General features: G+C 56.6%; 17 protein-coding genes. 14 read left to right on the top strand and 3 right to left on the bottom strand.

All coding sequences use genetic code 11. The features are described from left to right. The first annotated feature begins 1 nt into the window (after nt 1). The 13 genes from ACN1CO_RS14785 to ACN1CO_RS14725 all read left to right on the top strand — a co-directional run bounded on the left by ACN1CO_RS14785 (nt 2) and on the right by ACN1CO_RS14725 (nt 16,139). A complete protein-coding gene (locus ACN1CO_RS14785) occupies nt 2–1,294 on the top strand; it encodes a lysine N(6)-hydroxylase/L-ornithine N(5)-oxygenase family protein (protein ID WP_419139583.1) in 1,293 nt (430 codons plus the stop codon). A 1-nt stretch (nt 1,295) separates the two neighbouring features. Next, nucleotides 1,296–3,647 (top strand): GNAT family N-acetyltransferase, encoded by a 2,352-nt coding sequence (locus ACN1CO_RS14780; RefSeq protein ID WP_419139582.1) that lies wholly within the window; start codon nt 1,296–1,298, stop codon nt 3,645–3,647. A gap of 77 nt (nt 3,648–3,724) precedes the next feature. After that, complete coding sequence (locus ACN1CO_RS14775; RefSeq protein WP_419139581.1) at nt 3,725–4,954, top strand: MFS transporter; 1,230 nt, start codon at nt 3,725–3,727, stop codon at nt 4,952–4,954. Between the two features lie 210 nt (nt 4,955–5,164). Then, nucleotides 5,165–6,799 carry a TIGR04028 family ABC transporter substrate-binding protein gene (locus tag ACN1CO_RS14770; RefSeq protein WP_419139580.1) on the top strand — a complete coding sequence of 545 codons (1,635 nt, stop codon included), beginning with the start codon at nt 5,165–5,167 and terminating at the stop codon, nt 6,797–6,799. Nucleotides 6,800–6,811: 12 nt separating this feature from the next. After that, nucleotides 6,812–7,753: an ABC transporter permease gene (locus tag ACN1CO_RS14765; RefSeq protein ID WP_419139579.1), complete on the top strand. Its 942-nt coding sequence runs from the start codon at nt 6,812–6,814 to the stop codon at nt 7,751–7,753. Further along, entirely contained in the window at nt 7,750–8,601 is an 852-nt protein-coding gene (locus ACN1CO_RS14760; RefSeq protein ID WP_419139578.1) for an ABC transporter permease, read from the top strand. Before ACN1CO_RS14765 ends, ACN1CO_RS14760 begins: the two co-directional genes overlap by 4 nt. Further along, entirely contained in the window at nt 8,598–10,217 is a 1,620-nt protein-coding gene (locus ACN1CO_RS14755) for a dipeptide ABC transporter ATP-binding protein (RefSeq protein WP_419139577.1), read from the top strand. Before ACN1CO_RS14760 ends, ACN1CO_RS14755 begins: the two co-directional genes overlap by 4 nt. Then, a complete protein-coding gene (locus ACN1CO_RS14750; protein WP_419139576.1) occupies nt 10,214–11,221 on the top strand; it encodes a putative FMN-dependent luciferase-like monooxygenase in 1,008 nt (335 codons plus the stop codon). Before ACN1CO_RS14755 ends, ACN1CO_RS14750 begins: the two co-directional genes overlap by 4 nt. Beyond that, nucleotides 11,218–12,318: an alkylhydroperoxidase domain protein gene (locus ACN1CO_RS14745; protein ID WP_419139575.1), complete on the top strand. Its 1,101-nt coding sequence runs from the start codon at nt 11,218–11,220 to the stop codon at nt 12,316–12,318. The genes ACN1CO_RS14750 and ACN1CO_RS14745 overlap by 4 nt, the downstream gene beginning before the upstream one ends. Before the next feature lie 2 nt (nt 12,319–12,320). After that, nucleotides 12,321–13,457: an amidohydrolase gene (locus ACN1CO_RS14740; RefSeq protein ID WP_419139574.1), complete on the top strand. Its 1,137-nt coding sequence runs from the start codon at nt 12,321–12,323 to the stop codon at nt 13,455–13,457. 20 nt (nt 13,458–13,477) lie between these two features. Further along, entirely contained in the window at nt 13,478–14,323 is an 846-nt protein-coding gene (locus ACN1CO_RS14735; protein ID WP_419139573.1) for a VOC family protein, read from the top strand. Nucleotides 14,324–14,419: 96 nt separating this feature from the next. Beyond that, on the top strand, nt 14,420–15,013 hold the full coding sequence (locus ACN1CO_RS14730) for a hypothetical protein (RefSeq protein WP_419139572.1): 594 nt from the start codon (nt 14,420–14,422) through the stop codon (nt 15,011–15,013). A gap of 10 nt (nt 15,014–15,023) precedes the next feature. Further along, nucleotides 15,024–16,139 (top strand): helix-turn-helix domain-containing protein, encoded by a 1,116-nt coding sequence (locus ACN1CO_RS14725; RefSeq protein WP_419139571.1) that lies wholly within the window; start codon nt 15,024–15,026, stop codon nt 16,137–16,139. 79 nt (nt 16,140–16,218) lie between these two features. Here the strand turns inward: ACN1CO_RS14725 and fhuE are convergent, their stop codons facing one another. Then, nucleotides 16,219–18,441, bottom strand: coding sequence for a ferric-rhodotorulic acid/ferric-coprogen receptor FhuE (gene fhuE / locus ACN1CO_RS14720; RefSeq protein ID WP_419139570.1), 2,223 nt, complete (start codon nt 18,439–18,441; stop codon nt 16,219–16,221). Between the two features lie 441 nt (nt 18,442–18,882). Here fhuE and pagP point away from each other — a divergent pair, with 441 nt between their 5' ends. After that, nucleotides 18,883–19,452, top strand: coding sequence for a lipid IV(A) palmitoyltransferase PagP (pagP, locus tag ACN1CO_RS14715; RefSeq protein ID WP_419139569.1), 570 nt, complete (start codon nt 18,883–18,885; stop codon nt 19,450–19,452). 7 nt (nt 19,453–19,459) lie between these two features. On the opposite strand, the gene ACN1CO_RS14710 is transcribed toward pagP, so the two are convergent. Both ACN1CO_RS14710 and ACN1CO_RS14705 read right to left on the bottom strand, forming a co-directional pair. After that, a complete protein-coding gene (locus ACN1CO_RS14710; protein ID WP_419139568.1) occupies nt 19,460–20,566 on the bottom strand; it encodes a tyrosine-type recombinase/integrase in 1,107 nt (368 codons plus the stop codon). A gap of 290 nt (nt 20,567–20,856) precedes the next feature. Beyond that, nucleotides 20,857–21,912 (bottom strand): helix-turn-helix domain-containing protein, encoded by a 1,056-nt coding sequence (locus tag ACN1CO_RS14705; RefSeq protein ID WP_419139567.1) that lies wholly within the window; start codon nt 21,910–21,912, stop codon nt 20,857–20,859. Nucleotides 21,913–21,941 lie beyond the last annotated feature (29 nt).

Below are 21,941 nucleotides of genomic sequence, written 5' to 3'. Positions count from 1 at the left end.
AATGAATAATCCTGTTTACGATTTTATTGGCATCGGCATTGGCCCCTTCAACCTGAGCCTGGCCTGTCTGAGTGAGCCGGTTGAGGGATTAAACGGAATTTTCCTGGATGAGAATCCGGGCTTTGACTGGCATACCGGCATGATGCTGGAAAGCGCACATCTGCAGACGCCGTTTATGGCCGATCTGGTGACGCTCGCCGATCCGACCAGCCCTTACAGCCTGCTTAACTATATGAAGGAAAAGGGAAAAATATATTCTTTTTATATCCGTGAAGATTTCTTCCTGATGCGCAAAGAGTATAACCAGTACTGCCAGTGGGCCAGCTCACGGCTCTCTAACCTGCGCTGGAACAGTCATGTCGAGTATGTCAGCTACGATGAAGCGGCCGGGATCTATCACCTCCAGGTGACAGACACCCGAAGCGGTGAGAAGCAGCGCTATCAGGCGCGTCATTTGATCCTCGGCACCGGGCCAAAAGCCTGGATGCCGGAGTGCAGCCAGCCGCATCGCCAGCGCCTGACGCACTCCAGCCACTATCTGGTTAACAAAGCGGAACTGCAGCAGAAGCGTTCGATTACCGTGCTGGGCAGCGGCCAGAGCGCGGCGGAAATCTATTACGATCTGCTGACCGATATCGACCGCTTTGGCTATCAGCTCAACTGGATTACCCGCGCGCCGCGCTTCTATCCGCTGGAGTACACCAAGCTGACGCTGGAGATGACGTCACCGGAGTGGGTCGACTATTTCCACGCCCTGCCCGCCAGCACCCGCGACGAGCTGAATGCGCGCCACAAGAATCTCTACAAGGGGATCAACAGCAGCTTAATCAATGACATTTACGACCTGATGTATGTCAAACAGCTCGACGGCGATCTCAACGTCAACCTCTTCACCCACTCGGCGCTGACCGCGATGCGCTGGCTGCCACAGGGAGAGTTCGAACTGACGCTGCACCAGGAGGAACAGGATTGCACCTTCACCCGCCGCACCGAAGGGCTGGTGATGGCGACCGGCTATCACTATCAGCCACCGATGTTTTTAGAGGGCATCCACGCCCGCCTGCGCTGGGATGAGAAAGGCCGCTATGACGTGCAGCGCAACTACAGCATCGACCATCACAATCAGATCTTCGTGCAGAACGCCGAACTGCATACTCACGGCTTTGTCACGCCGGATCTCGGCATGGCCTGCTACCGCAATTCGGTGCTGCTGCGTGAACTGACCGGACGCGAGGTTTATCCGGTTGAGCGCCAGATCGCCTTCCAGACTTTCCCGGCTAAATCGGAGCACTGAGATGAAATCAATACTGTTCAGTGCGGCCCGCTCCGCAGGCCAGTTTACCCTGAGACCCATGATTGCCAGTGATGCGCCGCTGATCCACAGCTGGGTCACCCGCGATTACGCCCGCTTCTGGGGCATGCAGCAGCAGACCCTGCAGCAGGTCGCGGAGTTTTATCAGACGCTGACCGCATCCGATCCCCATGCCGCGCTGATTGGCTGCTGCAATGACGATCCCGTCTGCCTGATTGAGTGCTACCGCGCCTGTGACGATGAGGTCGGCAGGTTTTACCCGGCCGCGCCCGATGATTACGGCATGCACATTCTGATTGCTCCGGCCAGCCAGCCGATCAAGGCCTTTAGCTGGCAGGTCTTCACGCTGGTGATGGACTACATGTTCAGTCGCCCGGAAGTGAACCGTGTCGTGGTAGAGCCGGACGTGCGAAATGAAAAAATTCACGTGCTGAACAAACGCGCTGGATTCCGCTACCAGCACACCATCGACATGGGCCATAAAACCGCCTGGCTGGCCTTTTGCCAGCGGGAAGATTATCAACACGCGTTACAGCAGGAGTCGCAGACTATGAACACCCCCTCTTCACTGACCGACGGCACGCATCTGACGGGCGACAACTGGACGCAGGCGAACCGCATGCTGATCCGCAAAGCGATTGCCGAGTTCGCGCATGAAAAAATCATTATCCCGCAGGCATCAGGTGATGGCAGTTATCAGCTGGCGGTGCCGGGCGGAGAAGCGACCTACCATTTCCGCGCCGCGCGGCTGGCGCTGGATCACTGGGAAATCGATGTAAATTCACTGCGCAAGCAGGAGAACGGCCACGATCTGCCGCTGGATGCGCTGAAGTTTATCGTCGAGTTCAACGGGGAGATCGGGATTCCGCAGGCGCTGCTCGCGACCTACATGGAGGAGATCAGCAGCACCCTGTGCAGCAGCGTGTATAAGCTGCAGAAGAATAATCCCGACAGCCAGGCGCTGGTCGCAGCCGATTTCCAGACGGTAGAAGCGGCGATGACCGAAGGCCATCCCTGCTTTGTCGCCAACAACGGCCGTATTGGCTTCGATGCACAGGATTATCTGGCCTATGCGCCGGAAGCCGCCGCGCCCGTTCACCTTATCTGGGTTGCCGTTCACCGCCGCAACGCCCATTTCTCCAGCCTCAGCGAGCTGAGCTATGAGCAGCTGATGCGTGACGAGCTGGGCGATACCACCGTGGAACAATTCAATACGCAGCTGGTGAAGAAAGGACTGGCGGTTGAAGACTACATCCTGATGCCGGTGCATCCGTGGCAGTGGCAGAACAAATTGCTGACCGTGTTTGCGGCGGACATCGCCAGTCACGATATTGTTTATCTCGGCACCGGCGACGATGCTTACCAGGCGCAGCAGTCTATCCGCACCTTCTTTAACCGCAGCCAGCCTGAAAAGCGCTATGTGAAAACCGCGCTGTCGGTGCTGAACATGGGCTTTATGCGCGGTCTGTCGCCCTACTATATGGCGACAACACCGGCCATCAACGGCTGGCTGGAACAGCTGGTGGCAAATGATGCCTGGCTGCAACGCTGTGATTTCCGCGTCCTGCGCGAAGTCGCTTCGGTCGGCTATCACAACCGCTACTACGAGCAGGCGATCAAAGGCGATTCGGCGTACAAGAAAATGTTCGCGGCGCTATGGCGGGATAATCCTGCGGCCAGCCTGCAACCCGGTCAGCGACTGATGACCATGGCCTCGTTCCTGCACGTCGATCACCACCAGCAGGCTCTGCTGCCCGCGCTGATCGCGGACTCCGGTTTGCCCGCGAAACAGTGGATTGATCGCTATCTGACCTGCTATCTCAGCCCGCTGCTGCACTGCTTCTATCAGCATGACCTGGTGTTTATGCCGCACGGCGAAAACCTGATCATGCTGCTGGAAAACAACGTGCCGGTCAGCGCGTACATGAAAGATATCGGCGAAGAGATCGCCGTGATGAACCCGAACTCGGTGTTGCCGGAAGGGGTTCAGCGTCTGGCGGTCGATGTGCCGGAGAACCTTAAATTGCTTTCAATCTTCACCGATGTGTTTGACTGCATCTTCCGCTTTATCAGCGCGATCCTGCATCAGTCAGGGACGCTGCCGGAAGAGGAATTCTGGCAGGCGGTGGCACAGTGCGTGAAGGATTACCAGATTGCGCACCCGGAGCATGCCACTAAGTTCGCGCGCTATGACATGTTCGCGCCGGAGTTTACCCGCTCCTGCCTGAACCGCCTGCAGCTGGCGAATAACCAGCAGATGATTAACCTCTCTGATCCTGCCGAGAACCTTAAGTTCGCTGGCACGCTGGTCAACCCGATTGCCCGCTGGCGTTAAGCGTTACACTGTCACTCTGATGTTATGCGGCTACCCCGGTGGCCGCTTTTTTCATGGTTTTATTGCAGGTATTCGTAATGGCTTCTTTTTTACCGGTGGCGCGTGTAACCCGGCGACATCTCATCTTTCCGCTGTCGCTGGTGTTGTTCGAGTTCGCCACCTATATCGCCCATGACATGATCCAGCCGGGCATGCTGCTGGTAACGCAGGAATTTAAGGTCGGCCCGGAATGGGTTTCCACCTCACTGACCGCCTATCTGGCGGGTGGGATACTGCTGCAGTGGCTGCTGGGTCCGCTCTCGGATCGTATCGGGCGGCGTCCGGTGCTGCTCAGCGGCGTGGCGTTTTTTATGCTCTCCTGCATCGCGACCCACTGGGTGCAGAGCATTGAGCAGTTTGTCCTGCTGAGGTTTCTGCAGGGAATCAGCCTCTGCTTTATCGGCGCAGTAGGTTACGCGGCGGTGCAGGAGGCGTTCACGGAATCACTCAGCATCAAAATGATGGCGCTGATGGCCAACGTCGCCCTGCTGGCCCCGCTGGCCGGGCCGCTGGCGGGCGCGGCCTTTCTTACCGTAGGTGAGTGGCGCACCCTGTTCTGGCTGATTGGTGCTGTTGCGGCGCTGTCACTGGCCGGATTGTGGTATGCCATGCCTGAAACGGCGGGCGATCGTCAGAAACCGCTGTCACTGCGATCGATTATCAGCGGTTATGCGACGTTGCTGAAAGATCGTCAGGTAATGCGCGGTTCGCTGGCCATCGGGCTGGTTACCGTGCCCTGCATCGCCTGGGTCGCGCTGTCGCCCGTAATTTTGATCCACGGCGCGCAACTCAGCCGCATGGACTATGCGCTGCTACAGCTGCCGGTGTTTGCCGCGATGATAGCGGGCAACCTGACGCTGGGGCGGTTATCCAGCCGTCTGCCGATTGAACAGCCAATAAGACTGGGTGCCTGGCCGGTGGTCTGCGGGCTGGCAATCTCGGTGACCGCCACCCTGCTCAACCCGCAAAGCTATCTGTGGCTCACCGCCGGAATGAGTCTTTACGGCTTCGGCACCGGGCTGGTCAACGCCGGACTCTATCGCATGACGCTGTTTTCCAGCAGTGCAGGCAAAGGCAGCGTGGCGGCGATGCTCGGCATGGTGAGTATTCTGATTATTGCGCTGGGCATTGAAGCCGCCAAAACTGCGTATTTCAGCTTCGGCACCGGTGGCTTCAGCATGGTGAACCTGATCTGCGGTCTGCTGTGGCTGGGTCTGGTCAGCGCTTTCCTGCGCGCAGTCCAGCGCAAATTATGCGTGGAATCATAATTAACCCGCGGTAAGCAATTAATAAAATAAATCGCGGAATGGCAGAACCTTATTTGCCATTCCGCAAACTCAGAACACCATTTACATCCCGCCTGATTCCGCATTTATTATTTTCAGATAAGCTTTGACCAAATCGTTACTTTATCTGTGTGTTGCGTCATTCGATGATGATTCCGCCTGCTGAGGCAATTGATAACAAAGGAATTCACCATGAAGACGTTATTTGCTCTTAAACCGCGCACACGGACGCTGGTTTTTACCTTACTTGCCGGGACTCTCACCTCTAACGCCGTGGCCGCGCCGGTCAAAGGCGGGACGCTGATTTATCTGGAACAGCAGGCACATACCAACCTCTATCCGCCCGCCGGTGGCTTTTACCCAAATGGCGGTATTCTTAATCAGATCACCGATAAATTAACCTGGCAGAATCCCGAAACATTGCAGGTTGAACCCTGGATTGCAGAAAGCTGGACCACCAACGCCGATAAAACCGAATACACCTTTAAATTACGTCCAGGCGTAACTTTTTCCGATGGCACGCCATTAGATGCGAACGCGGTGGCGAAAAACTTCGATACTTACGGGCTGGGAAATAAAGCCCTGCGCCTGCCGGTATCGGAAGTGATTAATAACTACGACCACAGCGAAGTGATTGATCCGCTGACGGTGAAGTTCACTTTCAAAAAACCGTCGCCCGGATTTTTGCAGGGCACCGCCACGATTGGCTCCGGCCTGGTCTCTTTGAGTACGCTGGCGCGCAGTTTCGATCAGCTGGGTGATGCCCGACATATCATCGGCTCCGGGCCATTTGTGGTCAGTGATGAGAAGCTCGGTCGCGAAGTGGATCTGGTCGCGCGCAAAGATTATCAGTGGGGACCGAAAAACATTCAGCAGCAGGGCCCGGCTAATCTCGACGGGATCAAAGTCATCGTGACGCCGGAGGACAGCGTGCGCATCGGTGCTCTGCTGGCGGGCCAGGCGGGCCTGATCCGTCAGGTTCAGGCGTACGATGAGAAGCAGGCTAAAGACCAGAACTTCCCGGTGTATGCCGCACCGACGCGGGGCGTCAATGACAGTCTGAGCTTCCGTCCGGATAATCCGCTGGTCAGCGATATCCGGGTACGTCAGGCGCTACTGCATGCCACCAATGCAAAACAGGTGGTGGAAACCCTCTTCTCACCCAACTATCCGCAGGCAACCTCCGTCGTCGCAACTACCGCCGCCGGTTACGTCAATCTGGCGGACAAACTCACGTTCGATCTGGAGAAATCGAAAGCATTGCTGGATCAGGCGGGATGGAAACCGGGCGCAGATGGCATCCGCGAGAAAGCGGGTCAGCGCCTGGCGTTAACCGTCTATGAATCCCTGCCACAACCGCAGAACAAAGAAGTGCTGCAACTGGTGGCCCAGCAGTGGCGACAGGCAGGTGTTGCTCTTACCGTCAAAGCGGGCGATGCAGGCAGCAAAACGCTGGATAACCTCGACCCTCTGAAAACGCCGCTGAACGTCACCGAAGTCGGCCGTGCCGATCCCGATGTCATTAAGAGCAGCTTCTACCCGGCCAACCGCGACAACCTGCTGCAGAAAGGCGGTTCCAGCGACAAAGTGAAAAGCTTCCGCGACGACAAACTGAATGCGCTGCTGGTGGCCGTCTCCTCTGAAGTTGATCCGGCAAAACGGCTGCAGCTGACCGGTGATGTTCAGCGCTATCTGCTGGACCAGGCCTATGTGATTCCGATCTTCGAAGAACCACAGGTCTATGCGGGCGCGCCCTCGCTGAAAGGGGTGAGTTTTGAAGCGGTAGGCCGCCCGGCGCTCTATGGTGCCTGGCTGGAAAAACAGTAACCGGAGGTGAGGATGCGCCACTATCTGCTGCAACGCGCTGGCCTGGGCCTGCTGGTACTCTGGGCCGCGTTTACACTGTCATTTGTACTGTTGCAGGTGCTGCCCGGCGATGCGGTACTGATCAAGTTTCAGAATCCGGATCTCGGCCTGAGTCCACAGCAGATTGCTGAGATGCGTCAGGCCTATGGCGCGGACAGCCCGCTGTGGCAGCAATATCTGCACACCCTGGTGGCGATCCTGCACGGCGACTTCGGCTATTCGGTGCAGGCGGGCGTGCCAGTGAGTGAACTGCTCACCAGCAATCTGCCCGGCACGCTGCGACTGGCCCTGTGCGGCTTCGTGATGGCGACGCTGCTGGCCTTTGTGCTGGCGACCCTCTCCAGGCTGCCTGCCCTGCGCGGGCTGCGTAATCTGTTGCAGTCGCTGCCCGCGCTGTTTATCTCGGTGCCAACCTTCTGGCTCGGCATCGCCCTGATTCAGCTCTTCTCGTTCCAGCTGCGCTGGATCCCGGTAATCAATCCTTCGCCGTGGCAGGGATTAATTCTGCCCATCATCACGGTTGCGGTTCCGATCTCAGCGCCGCTGGCTCAGATTCTGCTGCGCAGCATCGATGAAGTTTCAAGCCGGCCTTTTGTGGCGGTGGCGCGCGCCAAAGGAGCCAGCGAGCAATATGTGTTGTGGCGGCACATCCTGCGCAACGCGATGCTGCCGGTGCTCACCGTGGCGGGCCTGCTGCTGGGGGAACTGATTGCCGGAGCGCTGATTACCGAAACGGTGTTTGGCCTGGGCGGTCTGGGTCAGCTGACGCAGCAGGCGGTGAATAATCAGGATGTGGCGGTATTGCAGGCGGTGGTGATGATCTCCGCGCTGGGTTTTGTGGTGATCAATCTGCTGGTGGATCTGTTGATGCCGCTGTTTGACCCGCGCTTACAGCTGTTACGAGGTGCATCATGAGTCTGGTTGATTACGCTGCCGCGCGGCAATCCGTGGCGTCGAAGAAATATCCCTTCCGGTTCGCGCCCGGTCTGTGGCTGGCTGTTTTAGTCATGCTGCTGGCCGTGCTGGCAGCACTTTTCCCAGCGCTCTTTACCTCAATTAGCCCGATTGAAGGGATTGCGGGCGCTCAACGGCTGGCTCCGCAGGCCGGACACTGGCTAGGCACCGATCAGCTGGGGCGCGATCTGTTTGCGCGCATTGTTTACGGCGCGTCACATTCGCTCTCTGCCGCCGTGATGGCGGTGACGATCGGACTGGTGGCAGGGACGGCGCTGGGCGTCCTTGCGGGCGCAACTGGCGGCAAAACCGAATCCATCGTGATGCGCGCCGTGGATGTACTGCTGGCCATTCCGGCGCTACTACTCTCCCTGAGCGTGCTGATTTTATTCGGCTTCGGCACGCTGAATGCCGCGTTAGCGGTGGGCATCGCTTCCATCGCCAGCTTTGCCCGGCTGGCGCGCGCCGAAGTGGTGCGCATCCGTCACAGCGAGTATGTCGAAGCAGCATACGGCAGCGGCGGCCGCTTTTTCAGCGTGCTGTGGCGTCACATTCTGCCCAACGCACTGACGCCGGTAATTGCCTACGCCGCCCTGCAGTTTGGACAGGCGATTCTGGCGCTATCGACGCTAAGTTTCCTCGGTTATGGCACGCCACCGCCGGTGCCGGAATGGGGGCTGTTGATCGCTGAAGGACGCAATTATCTGGCTACCGCCTGGTGGCTGACGACATTTCCTGGTGTGGTGGTGGTCGCTGTCGTGCTCGCCGCTAACCGCATCAGCCAGCAACTTTCAGGAGGACGCCGATGAGCGCTCAACCGTTACTCGCGGTCAACAATCTGACGCTAAGCTATCGCAGCGGCAACCAGTGGCAGCCGGTGGTGCATAACGTCAGTTTCGAACTGCACGCCGGTGAGATGGTGGCGCTGGTCGGCGAATCCGGCTCCGGTAAAACCACCACGGCACAGGCCATTATGGGTCTGATGGCGGAAAATGGCCGCCGCGATGCGGGCGACATCCGGCTCAACGGCGTGGATATCAGTCAGTGGTCGCAGAAGCGCTTCGACACCCTGCGTGGGGCGCGTATCAGTCTGGTGCCGCAGGATCCTGGCAACTCACTGAACCCGGTTAAAACCGTGGGTGAACAGGTCGAAGAGATCCTGCGCCTGCATCTGCGATTGCCGGTAGCGCAGCGTCAGCAACGGGTGATCGATCTGCTGACCCGCGTCGGCCTCAGCCATCCGGAGCAGCGGGTTAAGCAGTATCCGCATCAGCTGTCGGGCGGTATGAAGCAGCGGGTGCTGATCGCGATTGCCCTCGCCCTGCAGCCGGAGATAATTATTGCCGATGAGCCGACCAGCGCGCTGGATGTCACGGTGCAAAAGCGCATCCTCGATCTGCTGGACAACCTGCGGCATGAATCTGATACCGCCGTGCTGTTCGTCACTCACGATCTGGCGCTGGCAGCGCAGCGCGCCGACCGCATCATCGTGTTTCGTCACGGCGAAATTCAGGAATCAGGTCGCACAGCCCAGGTTGTCAGCACCCCGGCTCATCCTTATACCCGTCAGTTACTGAATGATGCGGCACCACAGCGCCCCGCCAGAGTTAAACCTGCGGCTGCCCGTTTCTCTGCGCCCGCGATCCGGGCAACCAGCGTGATGAAAAGCTTTTCGCTGGGCAAGCAGCAGCGTTTACAGGCGCTGAACCAGGTGAGTTTTCAGGTAGCACGCGGCACCGCGCATGCCCTGGTGGGCGAATCCGGCTCCGGCAAAACCACGCTGGCGCGCATCGTGATGGGCTTTGAAACTGCTGACAGCGGTGAGGTAACGCTGGATGGCATTGTGGTTAACGGATTACGTGGTGAAGCGCTGCGTCAGTTGCGCCGCAGGATTCAGTTCGTCTATCAGAATCCCTTCGCCTCGCTCGATCCCCGTCAGACACTCTTTTCGATTATTGAAGAACCCCTGCGTAATTTTGACCGGCTGAGCCGCAGCCAGCGCCGCGAACGGGTTGAGGCGATCACCACGCGGGTCGCGCTGCCGCTCTCCCTGCTGTCACGTCGTCCTCATGAACTCTCCGGCGGTCAGCGTCAGCGGGTAGCCCTGGCGCGGGCGCTAATCTGCGAGCCGGAGATTCTGGTGCTGGATGAGGCGACCTCAGCGCTGGATGTCACGGTGCAGGCGCAGATCCTGTACCTGTTACAGCAGCTTCAGGCCGAGCTGGGCCTGACCTATCTGTTTATCACGCACGATCTGGCAACGGTGCGGCAGATTGCCGACAGCGTCACGGTGTTAAAGGCGGGCGAAGCGGTGGAGCAAGGTGACGTTGTCACGATATTCAGTTCGCCCCAGCACGCTTATACGCGCGAGTTAATTGCCGCCATTCCTCCGCTCGTTCCGTTAACTCACAAGGAGTCAGCATGAGCCGACGTCTCGGATTCTTTACCCGGCTGCTGGATAAGGTCCCGGCTAAACAGCGCTATCAGCTGGCCACCGAGCAGATTCAGCATGCCGAACGCTGCGGATTTGATAATGCGTGGATTGCGCAGCACCACTTTCATGAGGATGAAGGCGGGCTGCCGTCACCGCTGGTCTTCCTGGCACACGCCGCCGCGCAGACCCGCACCATCCGGCTCGGGACCGCCATCATTACCCTGCCGATGGAAAACGCGCTGCGCGTCGCTGAAGATGCCGCAGTACTGGATTTACTGGCGGATGGGCGACTGGAGATTGGGCTGGGATCGGGCGGTACACCGGACTCGTTCCTGCCGTTTGGTCTGACGTCTGGCGAGCGCGGAACCGCCTTTGCAGACAATCTGCATACCCTGCTCAGCGCCTGGCGCGGTGATTCGCTGGGTCATCCTGATAATCATCTTTATCCTGCCGCGCCGCAGCTGGCTGGCCGGGTGTGGATCGCCACTTTCTCCGTTGAGGGCGCAATCCGTGCCGCCCAGGGCGGACATGGGCTGATGCTGTCACGCACCCAGCCGCGACCGGCGGGCCAGGCAGAATTGCCACTCGATGCAATCCAGAATCCGCTCATCGATGCCTATCTTGCGGCACTTCCAGCAGGGATAGCACCGCGTATTCTCGCCTCCCGCACCGCATTCGTGGCGGATTCCGACAGTTATGCGCGTCAGGTCGCTGAGCCAGGCATCCGGCAGCAGGCCGCGCAGTACCCGGGCGAATTACGCGGGGAGAGCTTTGATGACCTGATGGCGCAGTTTGATGCCCATGTCGGCGGCATCGATCAGGTCGCGCATTCGCTGGCGCAGGACAGCGTGCTGTCGCGCGTCACCGACATCTCATTCCAGGTGCATTCAGTTGAGCCTTCGCATGCCGACACGCTGCGCTCAATTGAATTGATTGCCGGACATCTTGCGCCCGCGCTTCGTGCCGCTGGCGAATCTCACAGGAGAGTTTCATGAGTCAAACTGACGATTTGATCGCCACACTGGCGGATATCGATCCCGATTCCGAACTGGCTCACGCGCGCCACACGCGTCACGCCGCTACGCTTCATGCTCAGGGCAGCTACGACGTGTTGTTCAGTCAGGGCGATGAGGATTTCCCGTTAGCCGAGCGTCGTCTGCTGGCCGCACAGGTGGCAGGCTGGCATGGACAGCCCGGCCTTAAGTCACATTATCAGCCGCAGGAAATCCCGCCTGAGAGTAAGCGGTTAAATGCGGCAGAGGCCTTTGCCCATCGCCTGACCTTTGAGCCGGTTGCCGCTACGCCCGAACATCTGGAAGTCCTGAAGCTGGCGGGCTGGAGCCTGCGCGGAATTGTCACGCTGGCACAGCTGGTGGCGTTCGTCAGTTTTCAGAGCCGGTTACTGGCGGGCCTGCGTAACTTACAGGGCGATGAAGCATCGGGTGAGGCTGCACCGGTCGTCGCCGGACACTGGCACGAGGCATTAAAAACCGCCAGCGGCAAAGCGGCCCTGACCGCCTTTACGCAACAGGAACTCGGCTGGGAGCCCTGGCTGCCCGCGAAACCCCTGGCGGAATTCAGCGAGGATGAGCAGGCGACACTGGCAAAATTCGGTCACACCGATTCTGACTATTTCCGCCTGCTGGCGCGCAACCTGCCGCTGCTGGAGCAGCGTACCCTGACCGATAAAGGCATTTTCTACACCGCTGGCGGGCTGCCCCGCGCCGAGCGCGAGCTGGCCGCCACCGTAGTGAGTAAGGTCAACGGCTGCATTTACTGCGCCTCAGTTCATGCGCGCAAAGCCAGCCAGCTTTCAAAGCAGGATGACGCGGTTCAGAAACTGCTGAACGTCGCGCCCGGTGCCGTGTTATCCCACGGACACAGCGCGCGCTGGCAGGCGATCATCGCCTTCTCGGCAGCGCTGTCGCTGACCCCGGCTAAACCGACACAACTGCAGATCTCTGCACTCCGTGAGCAGGGCCTGGATACGCTCGCCCTGCTCGACCTGATTCAGTCCACCGCCTTCTTTGCGTGGGCCAATCGCCTGATGCTGACGCTGGGCGAACCTTTTCTGCCGGAACAACAGGGATAAACATGACAGTTTCAACCGAACAACTGGTGCAGTGGCGTCGCGAACTGCATCAGCACCCCGAGCTTTCGAACCATGAATTTGCTACCACTGAACGTATTACCCGCTGGCTGGAGCAGGCCGGGATCCGGCTATTGCCGCTGGGGCTAAAAACCGGCGTAGTGGCAGAAATCGGTCATGGCGAAGCCCTGATCGCCCTGCGCGCCGACATCGATGCGCTGCCGATTGAGGAAATCACCGATCGTCCGTGGCGATCACAGCAGCCGGGCGTGATGCACGCCTGTGGTCACGACGTTCACAGTGCCGTGATGCTGGGCGTTGCCCTGCAGCTGAAACAGCAGGAAGCCACGCTGCCAGGCCGGGTGCGGATTCTGTTTCAGCCCGCCGAAGAGACCTTTAATGGCGCACGTCAGCTGATTGAGGCCGGTGCGCTCGAAGGCGTTAAGGCGATATTTGGCCTTCACAACGCTCCTGATTTGCCGCTGGGCACGCTTCAGAGCCGGGCGGGCGCGTTCTATGCCAACGTCGATCGATTTGTGATCCGTATTGAAGGCAAAGGCGCACATGCGGCGCGACCGCAGGAGGGCATCGATTCGATCGTGATTGCCAGTCATATCGTGACCGCCCTGCAGACCCTGCCGAGCCGGGTGTTCAGCTCGCTGGAGACGGTGGTGCTGAGCGTGACGCGCTTCACCGCCGGAAACACCTGGAACGTGCTGCCGCAAAGCGTTGAGCTGGAGGGCACCGTCCGAACCCATAACGGTGATATCCGGGCGCAGATCCCGCATCGCATTCGTTCGCTGATTCAGGGCATCGCGGCCGGATTTGGCGCAACGGCAGAACTGGAGTGGACCGAGGGTCCACCGGCCCTGATTAACACGCCAGGCTGGGTGGATGTGGCGCTGGAAGTTGCCCGACAGAGTGGTTATCTGGCGGAGCATGCTGAGTCGCCGCAGATGGGCGGAGAAGATTTTGCCTTCTATCTGCAACAGGTGCCGGGTGCGTTTGTCAGCATCGGCAGTGCCAGCGAGTTTGGTCTGCACCATGCCGCCTTCGATCCGGATGAAGCGCTGATCGGCCCGGCAGTAGAGTACTTCACGCAGCTCGTGCCGCGCGCGCTGCAGATTGTGGCGGCACAATGACGAAAAAGAGGAGTGCTGATATGTCTGTTCCGGTTCCGCAACCGATTCTGGATCACGCTGTGATTAACGTGGCCGATCAGCTCGACAGCGCCAGTGCACGCTTCCGTCGGCTCGGCTTTCAGCTCACTGAGCGGGGTCATCACTCGCTGGGTTCGAGTAATCATCTGGCGATCTTTGGTGAGAATTACCTGGAGCTGCTGGGCTATGAGCCGGGCAAAGGCAGCCAGCGCGCCGACCTCTGGCAATCGCCGCTGGGATTGAGCGGTCTGGTGTGGAAAAGCAGCGATGCGGAGAGTGAGTTTCAGCACCTGCAACGGCAGGATCTGGATGGCGATCCTCCTGCCGCTTTTCATCGTCCGGTCACCCTGCCCGACGTTTCGGTGAGTGAGGCGCGCTTTCGCACCGTGCGGCTGCGGCCTTCACTGATACCCAATGGCCGCAGCTTTTTTTGCCAGCATCTGACGCCCGAAGCGGTATGGCAGCCTGCCTGGCAGCGTCATCCCAATGGGGTACGGAACATCAGCGAGTTTGTGATTGTGGCGCAGGACCCGGCGCTCTCCGCTCAGGTTTACAGCCGGCTGTTTGGTGCCGCGAAAGTGCTCGCCTGTCCCGAAGGGGCCTTCGTGCTGCGCGCTGGTGCCGCCACGGTTCGCTTTGCTTCGGCAGAGTATGCTAAGCAGCGTTTTGGTCCGTTACCCGAAGACTATGATGGCAGCGCACGCATGGTCGCGCTGGGTTTTGAAACAGAGAATCTCGCCCAGGTGAAGCGCGCGCTGCTGTCGGGGAACATTGCCTTTCAGGAGCAGGCCGAGGCAATTGTGGTGGAGTCGTCAGAGGGTTTTAACCTGGCGCTGCGTTTTACCTGAGTGCGGGCGTGGCCTGCCTGATTGACAAATCATCTGTAACGCACCAGAATCCGGGTTGACAAAGGGGTCATTTTGCAACGTTAAAGGATTAATGAAATGCACACACATCGGGTTCCGTGGGACTTTTACTCTCAATTGAGTCATGAGCGTTTAACTGTCATCGCCGAAGAACTTTTACAGGTACTGGACAGAACGTACGAACAGCTCTCTTCGCCTTTTGATGACAATTATACGCGTGGCACCTGTACTTTTGGCAGGCAGCGACAAATGCTCATTGCGCTGTGTTTAAGCGGAAAGCATAGCTGGCTTCAGCTGACTCATCCCGGGATGGATGTCACTTTCAACATTGAGGCTATCCCGGTTCGTTTTTTTGCTGATGATCCTGAGAATCCAAAAAAGCCTGGTTTCTTCCGCAGAAATGTCGTTGACCAGCTCTTTGAACCGCAGCTTACAACGCCTACCCTGCACCGCTTCGTAGTGGAAAAACCAGAATTTGAAGGTGAAGGTGCCCGTGTACATTTCATCGGTACGAATGCTCTGGACGAGATTGTATCGAAGTGGACGTATGGCGAAAGCCGGGTCTCTGTTCCGCAGTTTGCAGCAGAAACACCACCGATTCCGGTTGCTATCAAACTCGACCCTATCAAAGCATTCCGGCCTGATAAGGAAGGTCATTCTGATGAAGATTAACAGGTGAAAAGTGTTTAACGGTTTTAATCTGCGATTAGCTCGCCTGTATAACGAGTATTCGCTGGAGCAGGTGGCTGAGCGGGTCGGAAAGACCCGCCAGTACATACAGCGGCTGGAATCAGGCACAGCGGTGCCGACTTCCCAACTCATGATGGAATTAGCAGCCGCATTAGAGGTCGAGCCTGACTTCTTTACTCTTCATACTCAGCCCAGAGTGAATGAAGATAAAGTACATTTTCGTAAGCTCAGCAGCACGCGCCTGTCGACTAAACTTTCTACGCTGGCAAAAGCTGAACTCTATGTGCGTCTGGTAGATCTTTTTGAACAGTATCTTGATCTGCCTCCGGTGCGTTTTCCTGAACTGACAGTTGAGACCCAGGAAGAAATTGAAAAGGCGGCAGAAAAATGCCGTAAAGAGTGGGGATTAGGTTCCGGGCCGATAGAAAATATGACGCGTCTGGCTGAAAAACTGGGCGCTTTTGTGACTTCTTTTGATTCAGTTTCAGATGAGGTCGATGCCCTGTCTGTTCCCCTTGAAAGACCTTTTATCGTCAGAAATCGAGCCAAAAAATCGCCCTGTCGCCAGCGGTTTGATATTGCCCATGAGGTGGCGCATTTAATCCTGCACGGCGGAATGACAACCGGAGACAGAGTCACTGAGTCTCAGGCGAATCGTTTTGCCTCTGCTCTCCTGCTTCCGCGGGATTCAATGGTCAGGCACTTTCCACGCCCGGTTGGCGGCCGTATTAACTGGCAGGGACTTAGCGCATTCAAGCTGACATGGAAAGTGAGTAAAGCGGCGATCATCTATCGGGCACATCAGCTTTCGCTTTTAACAGATGCTCAGTACAAAACTGCGTTTACTGGTCTTAAGCGTAAAGGAGAAGCGATTGATGAAAAAGAAGATTGTCTCATCAAGCATGAGGAGCCAGAGTTCTTCAACAATGCATTGAATTTTTTCATTAATGAGTTGGGGATGGATAGAAAATGTCTTGCTCATCTCCTGAATATCACGCCATCTGCCTTTGACAAATTAACGGGTAACGCGACTACTCAGACAGCCAGTTTGACCTTTGAAGAAACTAACGTGGTTTCTATGCTGGCTTACAGGCAGAAACGTTGCTGAGTAAAGGTATTGCTCTCAGACTAATAAAAAACGCCTCAGTTGAGGCGTTTTAACAGACTGATCGATCAAGTGGGTTTAATCAGAAAGTGTAGCTGGCAGTCACCGAGACGTTACGCGGTTCACCGTAGACCACGGAGCTGGCCACGTTGGTGTCATACTCTTTGTCGAACAGATTATTCAGGTTGCCCTGCAGCGACAGATTTTTGTTTACCTGATAGCGGGCAAACAGATCGACCAGCGCATAGCTGCCCTGACGGGCGCGCCAGGTGCCATTGCCTTCTGGTCCGCCGACATCGCTCCAGACGTGGGTCTGCCAGTTCACGCCGCCACCCAGCGTCAGTTGCTGCAGGGTCGGCAGACGATAGCTGCTGAACAGGTTAAAGCTGGTCTGCGGCAGTTGCGGGTTAAAGGTGCTGCCGTCGCGGTTTTCGGCGATGTAGCGCGTGCCGCCAAAGGTCATCTGCCAGTTGTCAGTTAATGCGCCGTTGACTTCAAATTCCACGCCACGGCTCACCACACCCTTCCGGCCAATATAGGCAACATCACCTGAACCCTGAACTGTCTGGGTGGTTGCTTCACCCACGTTATCCAGTTCGGTGCGGAATACCGAAACCGAGGCTGTCAGACGACTGTCCATCCAGTCAGATTTCAGACCTGCCTCGTAGTTTTTACCGATCACCGGCGACAGGTAAGCGCCGCTGACATCGCGATAATCCTGTGGCTGGAACACCGAGGTGTAGCTGGCGTAAGCCGACCAGTTCTCAGCGAAGTCATAAATCAGCCCGCCATACGGGGTAATGTTATTTTCTTCCGCTTCGCCCGTTAAGGTCTCGCGGTTCCAGTTGGTGTAACGGGCACCGAGAATCAGGTGCAGCGGATCGGCAAGAGAAAGGCGGGTCGCCATGTAGGTCGATTTCTGCCGGACCAGTTGAGTATCGCTGGCAGGCAGACGCGGTGTCCAGGCAGATTCAGGATACTGGCCGTTGAAATCGTTATAGTTACCCAGCGACTCGGAAGAGATGTTCTCAAAGGTGCTGAAGTACTTATTGTCCTGGCGGGTGTAATTAACGCCCACCATCAGCTCATGCTGACGCCCGAGCAGCTCATACGGGCCGCTGGCGAAAGCATCCACCGCATCCACTTTGCGTTTGCCGGTGTTATAACCGGTTCCGCCCACCACCGGATAATCAGCATAGGAAGAGACGCCCGCGCCGGTATTACGATCGAAATACCCATCCAGATAGATCTGCTTGCTGTCCAGACGCATCTCGTTGTGTGCGCCATTCAGCGTGATGTTCCAGCCGTTATCGAAGTCCTGCTTAAGGTTCACAAAGAGCTTACGATTCTCTTTGTCGTTGTAGGCCCAGTCAGGCGCCGTGTTGTAGCCGCGACGAGTATGAATCTGCGTGCCGTCGGTGTACCAGCGCGGTGCGCCGCCCCACATGGTGGAATCAGTATTGACCTGGCTGAACTCGTAGCCGACAGAGAGCGTAGCTGTGTCGGTCAGGTCAGCGTCAACCACGCCGTAGATGAACTGTTTTTTAGCGCCGTAACGCTCAATGAAGCTGTTGTTATCCTGCCAGCCTGCGACAAGGCGGCCGCGCACATTGCCGGACTCGCTGAGCGGCGCGGAGAGATCAGCGACATAACGCTGTTTGTTCCAGCTACCGTAGCTGGCGGAGACGGTGCCGCCGAATTCTTTGCTGTCCGCATGTTTGCGTACCATATTGATGGCAGCTGACGGATTGCCAGGACCGGTCAACAGGCCGGTCGCTCCGCGAACCACTTCCACGCGCTCATATAGCGCCATATCGGTCTGCGCATCACCCAGATTCCAGCGCTGGGCGAAAGCGGTAGGAATCCCATCGACCATGTAGTTGTCGATCATAAAGCCGCGCGCATAGTAGTTAGTGCGATCCATGTCCCCACTGATGCCGCGGATGCCGGTGGTATTGGCCAGCACATCATTCAGCGACTGAAGTTGCTGATCGGCCATTCGCTGCTTGCTTACGATGCTGACTGACTGCGGCACATCCCGCACGGTGCCCAGCATTTTCGTACCCGCACGGGTAACCGGAACGCTGTAATCAGTTTCAGGTGACGTTGTCACGGCATCATCGGCTGAAGCCGTGACGGTCAGTGTCTGATTATCGCTTGTAGCAGGTGTCTGAGTCTCAGCGGCATACGCGACGTTATGCACTGGCGATGAGGCGACGAGAACAGCGAGTAAGGAGAAGCGGAACGGATTGTGGAGAGCAGACGCGCTCTTAACCCTGGGGTACTGAAGATCGAAAGCGTTCATTAATTCCTCAAATATCTTTATGTTTTTATGCTGCCACTGTCACGACCCTGCGTCCTGCGAGCATCGCTGCCCTGCTTAAGGTCTGAGGAATCAAAACCTTTCCGTGAGCGCTTTCGCGCGGGTGTGATTAACATTTAAAGCAAATGAGAAATATACGCATTGCGATTATCAATGCAAGATTTTGTTAATGAATAATGCGAAATTTTTCAGGGAAATGTCTTGATGAAAGGGGATTTCAGAAGGCGACAACCAGAGAGAGGTCTTTCCCGTGTCAGTGTGCCTGCTGACTGCACAAAGTTGAGCGAATTCTGTTCGCTTTTGATAATTATAAAATTCTGTAATGGCCGTTCATTGACCTGAAGTTTCCCTTCCCGATGCAATAATACTCGCCTTAATTCACTTTTATCCTTATTTAACACCAGATATTGCAGGTATTCTTACATGCGCAAAACTCTGCCTCTAAAAGCGCTGATAATGACGTCCGTATTCAGTCTGTTTTCAGCCCACTCAGCCACGCTTATTCAGAATGTAAGTGCGGGCTGGGAAAATTTCAGCGATAAAGTGGCCACTACCTGGGATCAGCCAGAAGGCTTCGACTTTTATCTGCCCGCGATGACCTGGCACAACCGTGCCACGTATGACCGGGAACACATCAATAAATATAATGAAAGACCGTGGGGCGCGGGTGGAGGCATCTCCCGCTACGATGAAAAAGGAAACTGGAATGGCATCTACCTGATGGCGTTTAAGGACTCCTTTAATAAATGGGAACCCTTTGGTGGCTACGGCTGGGTAGCAACCTGGCGTCCGCTGGCCGATCAGAATTTTCACTGGGGCGCAGGTTACACAGCAGGCGTCACCGCGCGGCATAACTGGGACTATATCCCGGTGCCTGCGCTTCTGCCGCTGGCCTCAATTGGCTATGGTGCTCTCGATTTCCAGATGACCTATATTCCTGGCACTCACAACAACGGGAACGTCTATTTTGCCTGGCTGCGTTACCACTTCTGACCGCTATTTAGCGTGACATCGCCATGATAGAGAGATCGTCCAGGGAGAGAGTCTCGCCATCATAGCGATGTCGTAGCAGATGGTAACTTTCGCATTCAATAATCTGCTCAACTGCATCTGAGAAAGTATTCATCGCGCTACGCATCTGACTCAGATAGTCATGGGTGTCATAAACCCGGTCGATGCCTTCCAGCGCATGGTTCATGATTTTTCGGGCAACATCATTCGGCGTGTCGAGCGCAGAAAGTTTGGATCGTGCGGTCCGGCGCAGGTCGCGTGGGGTAAATAGTTCCAGCCCCAGTCCGCGCGGGGCGCGGATCATCCGGCGCAGCGCCTGATTCAGCGCGCCTTTTGACAATGGAAGTTGGGGATCGCGTGGTGCGGGCACCAGCCAGGGCGAGTCGGGATCGGCGGCGCGCAGCAACGCTTCAATACACTGACGCATCAGCGGGGAAATTGGCAGCACATGCTCCCGCTGCGATTTATTACGCGTACCCTGCATCCACAATCCTAACTGCAGATCGAACTCCGCTTTCTGCGCCTGCACAATCTCATCCGGCCGTCTGGCGCTGACCAGACATAAACGCAGTGCCCAGCGCGCCTGCTCCGACAAAGCCCAGTTATCCAGCCCATGCCAGAAGACCCAGATTTCCGCATCGGTGAGTTGCCGATTGCGCGGCGGCGTAGCGCGACCCGCGACATCGCGTTTTTTCATTGAGGCGATGGGTGAATGATCGAGGTAGCCCTGCATCTCGGCCCAGGCGAGGAACTGTTTGGTTAGCGCGAATACCCGACGCGCCTCCTCTTTTTTGCCGTCGGCGATCAGGATGTTGTAGAGCCGGTTGAGGCGTAAACGATTCAGCGTTTTGAGCGGCTGTGATCCGATATTGGGCAGGACATGTTTCAGCAGAGAGGAGATGGCGATCTCCGGACGCCGGCGGCTGATCAGCAAAGACAGTTTTACCCAGACCTTCATCACCTGCTCTACCGTGCCTTCATCGCCAAAATTATCCAGCTCACCCAGCGAAGCGGTTTTCACCTGCTCCAGCCAGATCAGGACATGGCGGCCAACATGCGCTGAACGGTCGGCGGTCTGAGTCAGTTCTATGGTCACAACAACACCTGTTTATTACTGCGAAACGGGCCATTCTAACGACACTTTATCTGTGACTCCAGACCTAATAAGTCTGGAGTCATAAATACGCGTTTGAGGTAATCTTAGGGTGCTTAAGGGGCTGGGTTACACATTTAGAAAGGGCACTATTTAGCGCATAAGCCTGCGCGTTTTGCTGTCTGCCAGATTGCCGTCGCGCAGGATGTGAATAGCGTTGAAGAGAACCATTTGCCGGGTTAGCGAATCATGAAAGAATCCGAACACGGCTCCCACCACCAAATTTCACTGATTCATTTGTGGGTTTCACGTACGGCTTGTGGAGTACTTCCCGTCCAGGCATGGAATGCCCTGGAAAAAGAATTTGAATCTTCAAAGCCCAGTAAAAAGGATATTTCCGCACCCGACATCGTTGTATTGCGTAGATAGTGATGAGCGAGTGACTCACGGACGTTATCGAGGATTTTCTGGAATGTTGTTCCCTCACTCTGAAGCCTGCGCTGCAGAGTTCGTGTGCTGATAGCCAGTTTACGACTGACAACCTGCATTGAGACTTCGCCGGCCGGTAAAGTCTCCAGTAGCGTGCTATGCACTCTTTGGGACATGCCAGCCATCGCATCTAAGTCAGCTAATCTCTGACGCAAAGCGGGTTCAAAGAAAAGCCACATTTTGTGGTTTTCAGTGAGAAAGGGTCTTTCCATGTCTTCCGTTAAAAAGACGACGGTAGCTTTAGCGCTATCTGTAATGGATGTGCCAAAAAAATGCGCATAAGCCTCCAGAAAATCCTGCCTTGTGTTGCTTGCCATTGGCCAGCTTACCTGCAAAGGCTTCACTAAGGTGCGCGTCGCCAGACGTACCAGTTGCACAAAAAAGACGAGTTTGAACGTAAGAAAGATATCAGGCGGCTGCCGGGTGTTGTCCATGAAGTCTATGATGACAGTCGTGTGACGGGAGTTGCGTTCAACGCTGAATATCATGGGCGCAATCAGTCTGACGTACTTTGCCATTCTCTCCAGTGCACAAAGCATAGTTGAGCTGCACAGCGCGGCAAAAAGTTCAGGATCGAACCAGTCCGAAGACATCACCTTTGCTATCTGCAAAGCAGCAGGAATATCACCCTTAACAGACATCGCCTCATCTTCGATAGCCACCCAGAGTCTGAAAAAATCATCCGGGCTGAGTCGAACGTTCTGGCGGACAAACAGATCACCGGGCAGTTGCGCGCGACGCAGGACGGGTGACGCATTAATGCCTGCGTCCTGCATCAGCAGGCGCCAGCCAGGCCAGATGGAATAGTCCTGGGTGTTGGTTTTGCGGTGGGTTAAGTCGGAGCTGATTTCGCTATTCATCTGCTAAGTTTATCTCTCAGTTTGTGCCA

It is taken from the genome of Pantoea sp. R13S299 (assembly GCF_048515925.1).
Classification (GTDB): Bacteria; Pseudomonadota; Gammaproteobacteria; order Enterobacterales; family Enterobacteriaceae; genus Pantoea.
The sequence above is the reverse complement of the archived record's forward strand: the minus strand, read 5'-3'. Positions and strand labels throughout refer to the sequence as shown.

What these genes read in the sequence shown, in the direction of transcription:
- ACN1CO_RS14755 (WP_419139577.1), top strand. Translation starts at nt 8,598, where the DNA reads ATGAGCGCTCAACCGTTACTCGCGGTCAACAATCTGACGCTAAGCTAT.
- ACN1CO_RS14775 (WP_419139581.1), top strand. Translation starts at nt 3,725, where the DNA reads ATGGCTTCTTTTTTACCGGTGGCGCGTGTAACCCGGCGACATCTCATC.
- ACN1CO_RS14735 (WP_419139573.1), top strand. Translation starts at nt 13,478, where the DNA reads ATGTCTGTTCCGGTTCCGCAACCGATTCTGGATCACGCTGTGATTAAC.
- ACN1CO_RS14740 (WP_419139574.1), top strand. Translation starts at nt 12,321, where the DNA reads ATGACAGTTTCAACCGAACAACTGGTGCAGTGGCGTCGCGAACTGCAT.
- ACN1CO_RS14730 (WP_419139572.1), top strand. Translation starts at nt 14,420, where the DNA reads ATGCACACACATCGGGTTCCGTGGGACTTTTACTCTCAATTGAGTCAT.
- ACN1CO_RS14770 (WP_419139580.1), top strand. Translation starts at nt 5,165, where the DNA reads ATGAAGACGTTATTTGCTCTTAAACCGCGCACACGGACGCTGGTTTTT.
- ACN1CO_RS14705 (WP_419139567.1), bottom strand. Translation starts at nt 21,912, where the DNA reads ATGAATAGCGAAATCAGCTCCGACTTAACCCACCGCAAAACCAACACC.
- ACN1CO_RS14760 (WP_419139578.1), top strand. Translation starts at nt 7,750, where the DNA reads ATGAGTCTGGTTGATTACGCTGCCGCGCGGCAATCCGTGGCGTCGAAG.
- ACN1CO_RS14765 (WP_419139579.1), top strand. Translation starts at nt 6,812, where the DNA reads ATGCGCCACTATCTGCTGCAACGCGCTGGCCTGGGCCTGCTGGTACTC.
- ACN1CO_RS14785 (WP_419139583.1), top strand. Translation starts at nt 2, where the DNA reads ATGAATAATCCTGTTTACGATTTTATTGGCATCGGCATTGGCCCCTTC.
- fhuE (WP_419139570.1), bottom strand. Translation starts at nt 18,441, where the DNA reads ATGAACGCTTTCGATCTTCAGTACCCCAGGGTTAAGAGCGCGTCTGCT.
- ACN1CO_RS14745 (WP_419139575.1), top strand. Translation starts at nt 11,218, where the DNA reads ATGAGTCAAACTGACGATTTGATCGCCACACTGGCGGATATCGATCCC.
- pagP (WP_419139569.1), top strand. Translation starts at nt 18,883, where the DNA reads ATGCGCAAAACTCTGCCTCTAAAAGCGCTGATAATGACGTCCGTATTC.
- ACN1CO_RS14780 (WP_419139582.1), top strand. Translation starts at nt 1,296, where the DNA reads ATGAAATCAATACTGTTCAGTGCGGCCCGCTCCGCAGGCCAGTTTACC.
- ACN1CO_RS14750 (WP_419139576.1), top strand. Translation starts at nt 10,214, where the DNA reads ATGAGCCGACGTCTCGGATTCTTTACCCGGCTGCTGGATAAGGTCCCG.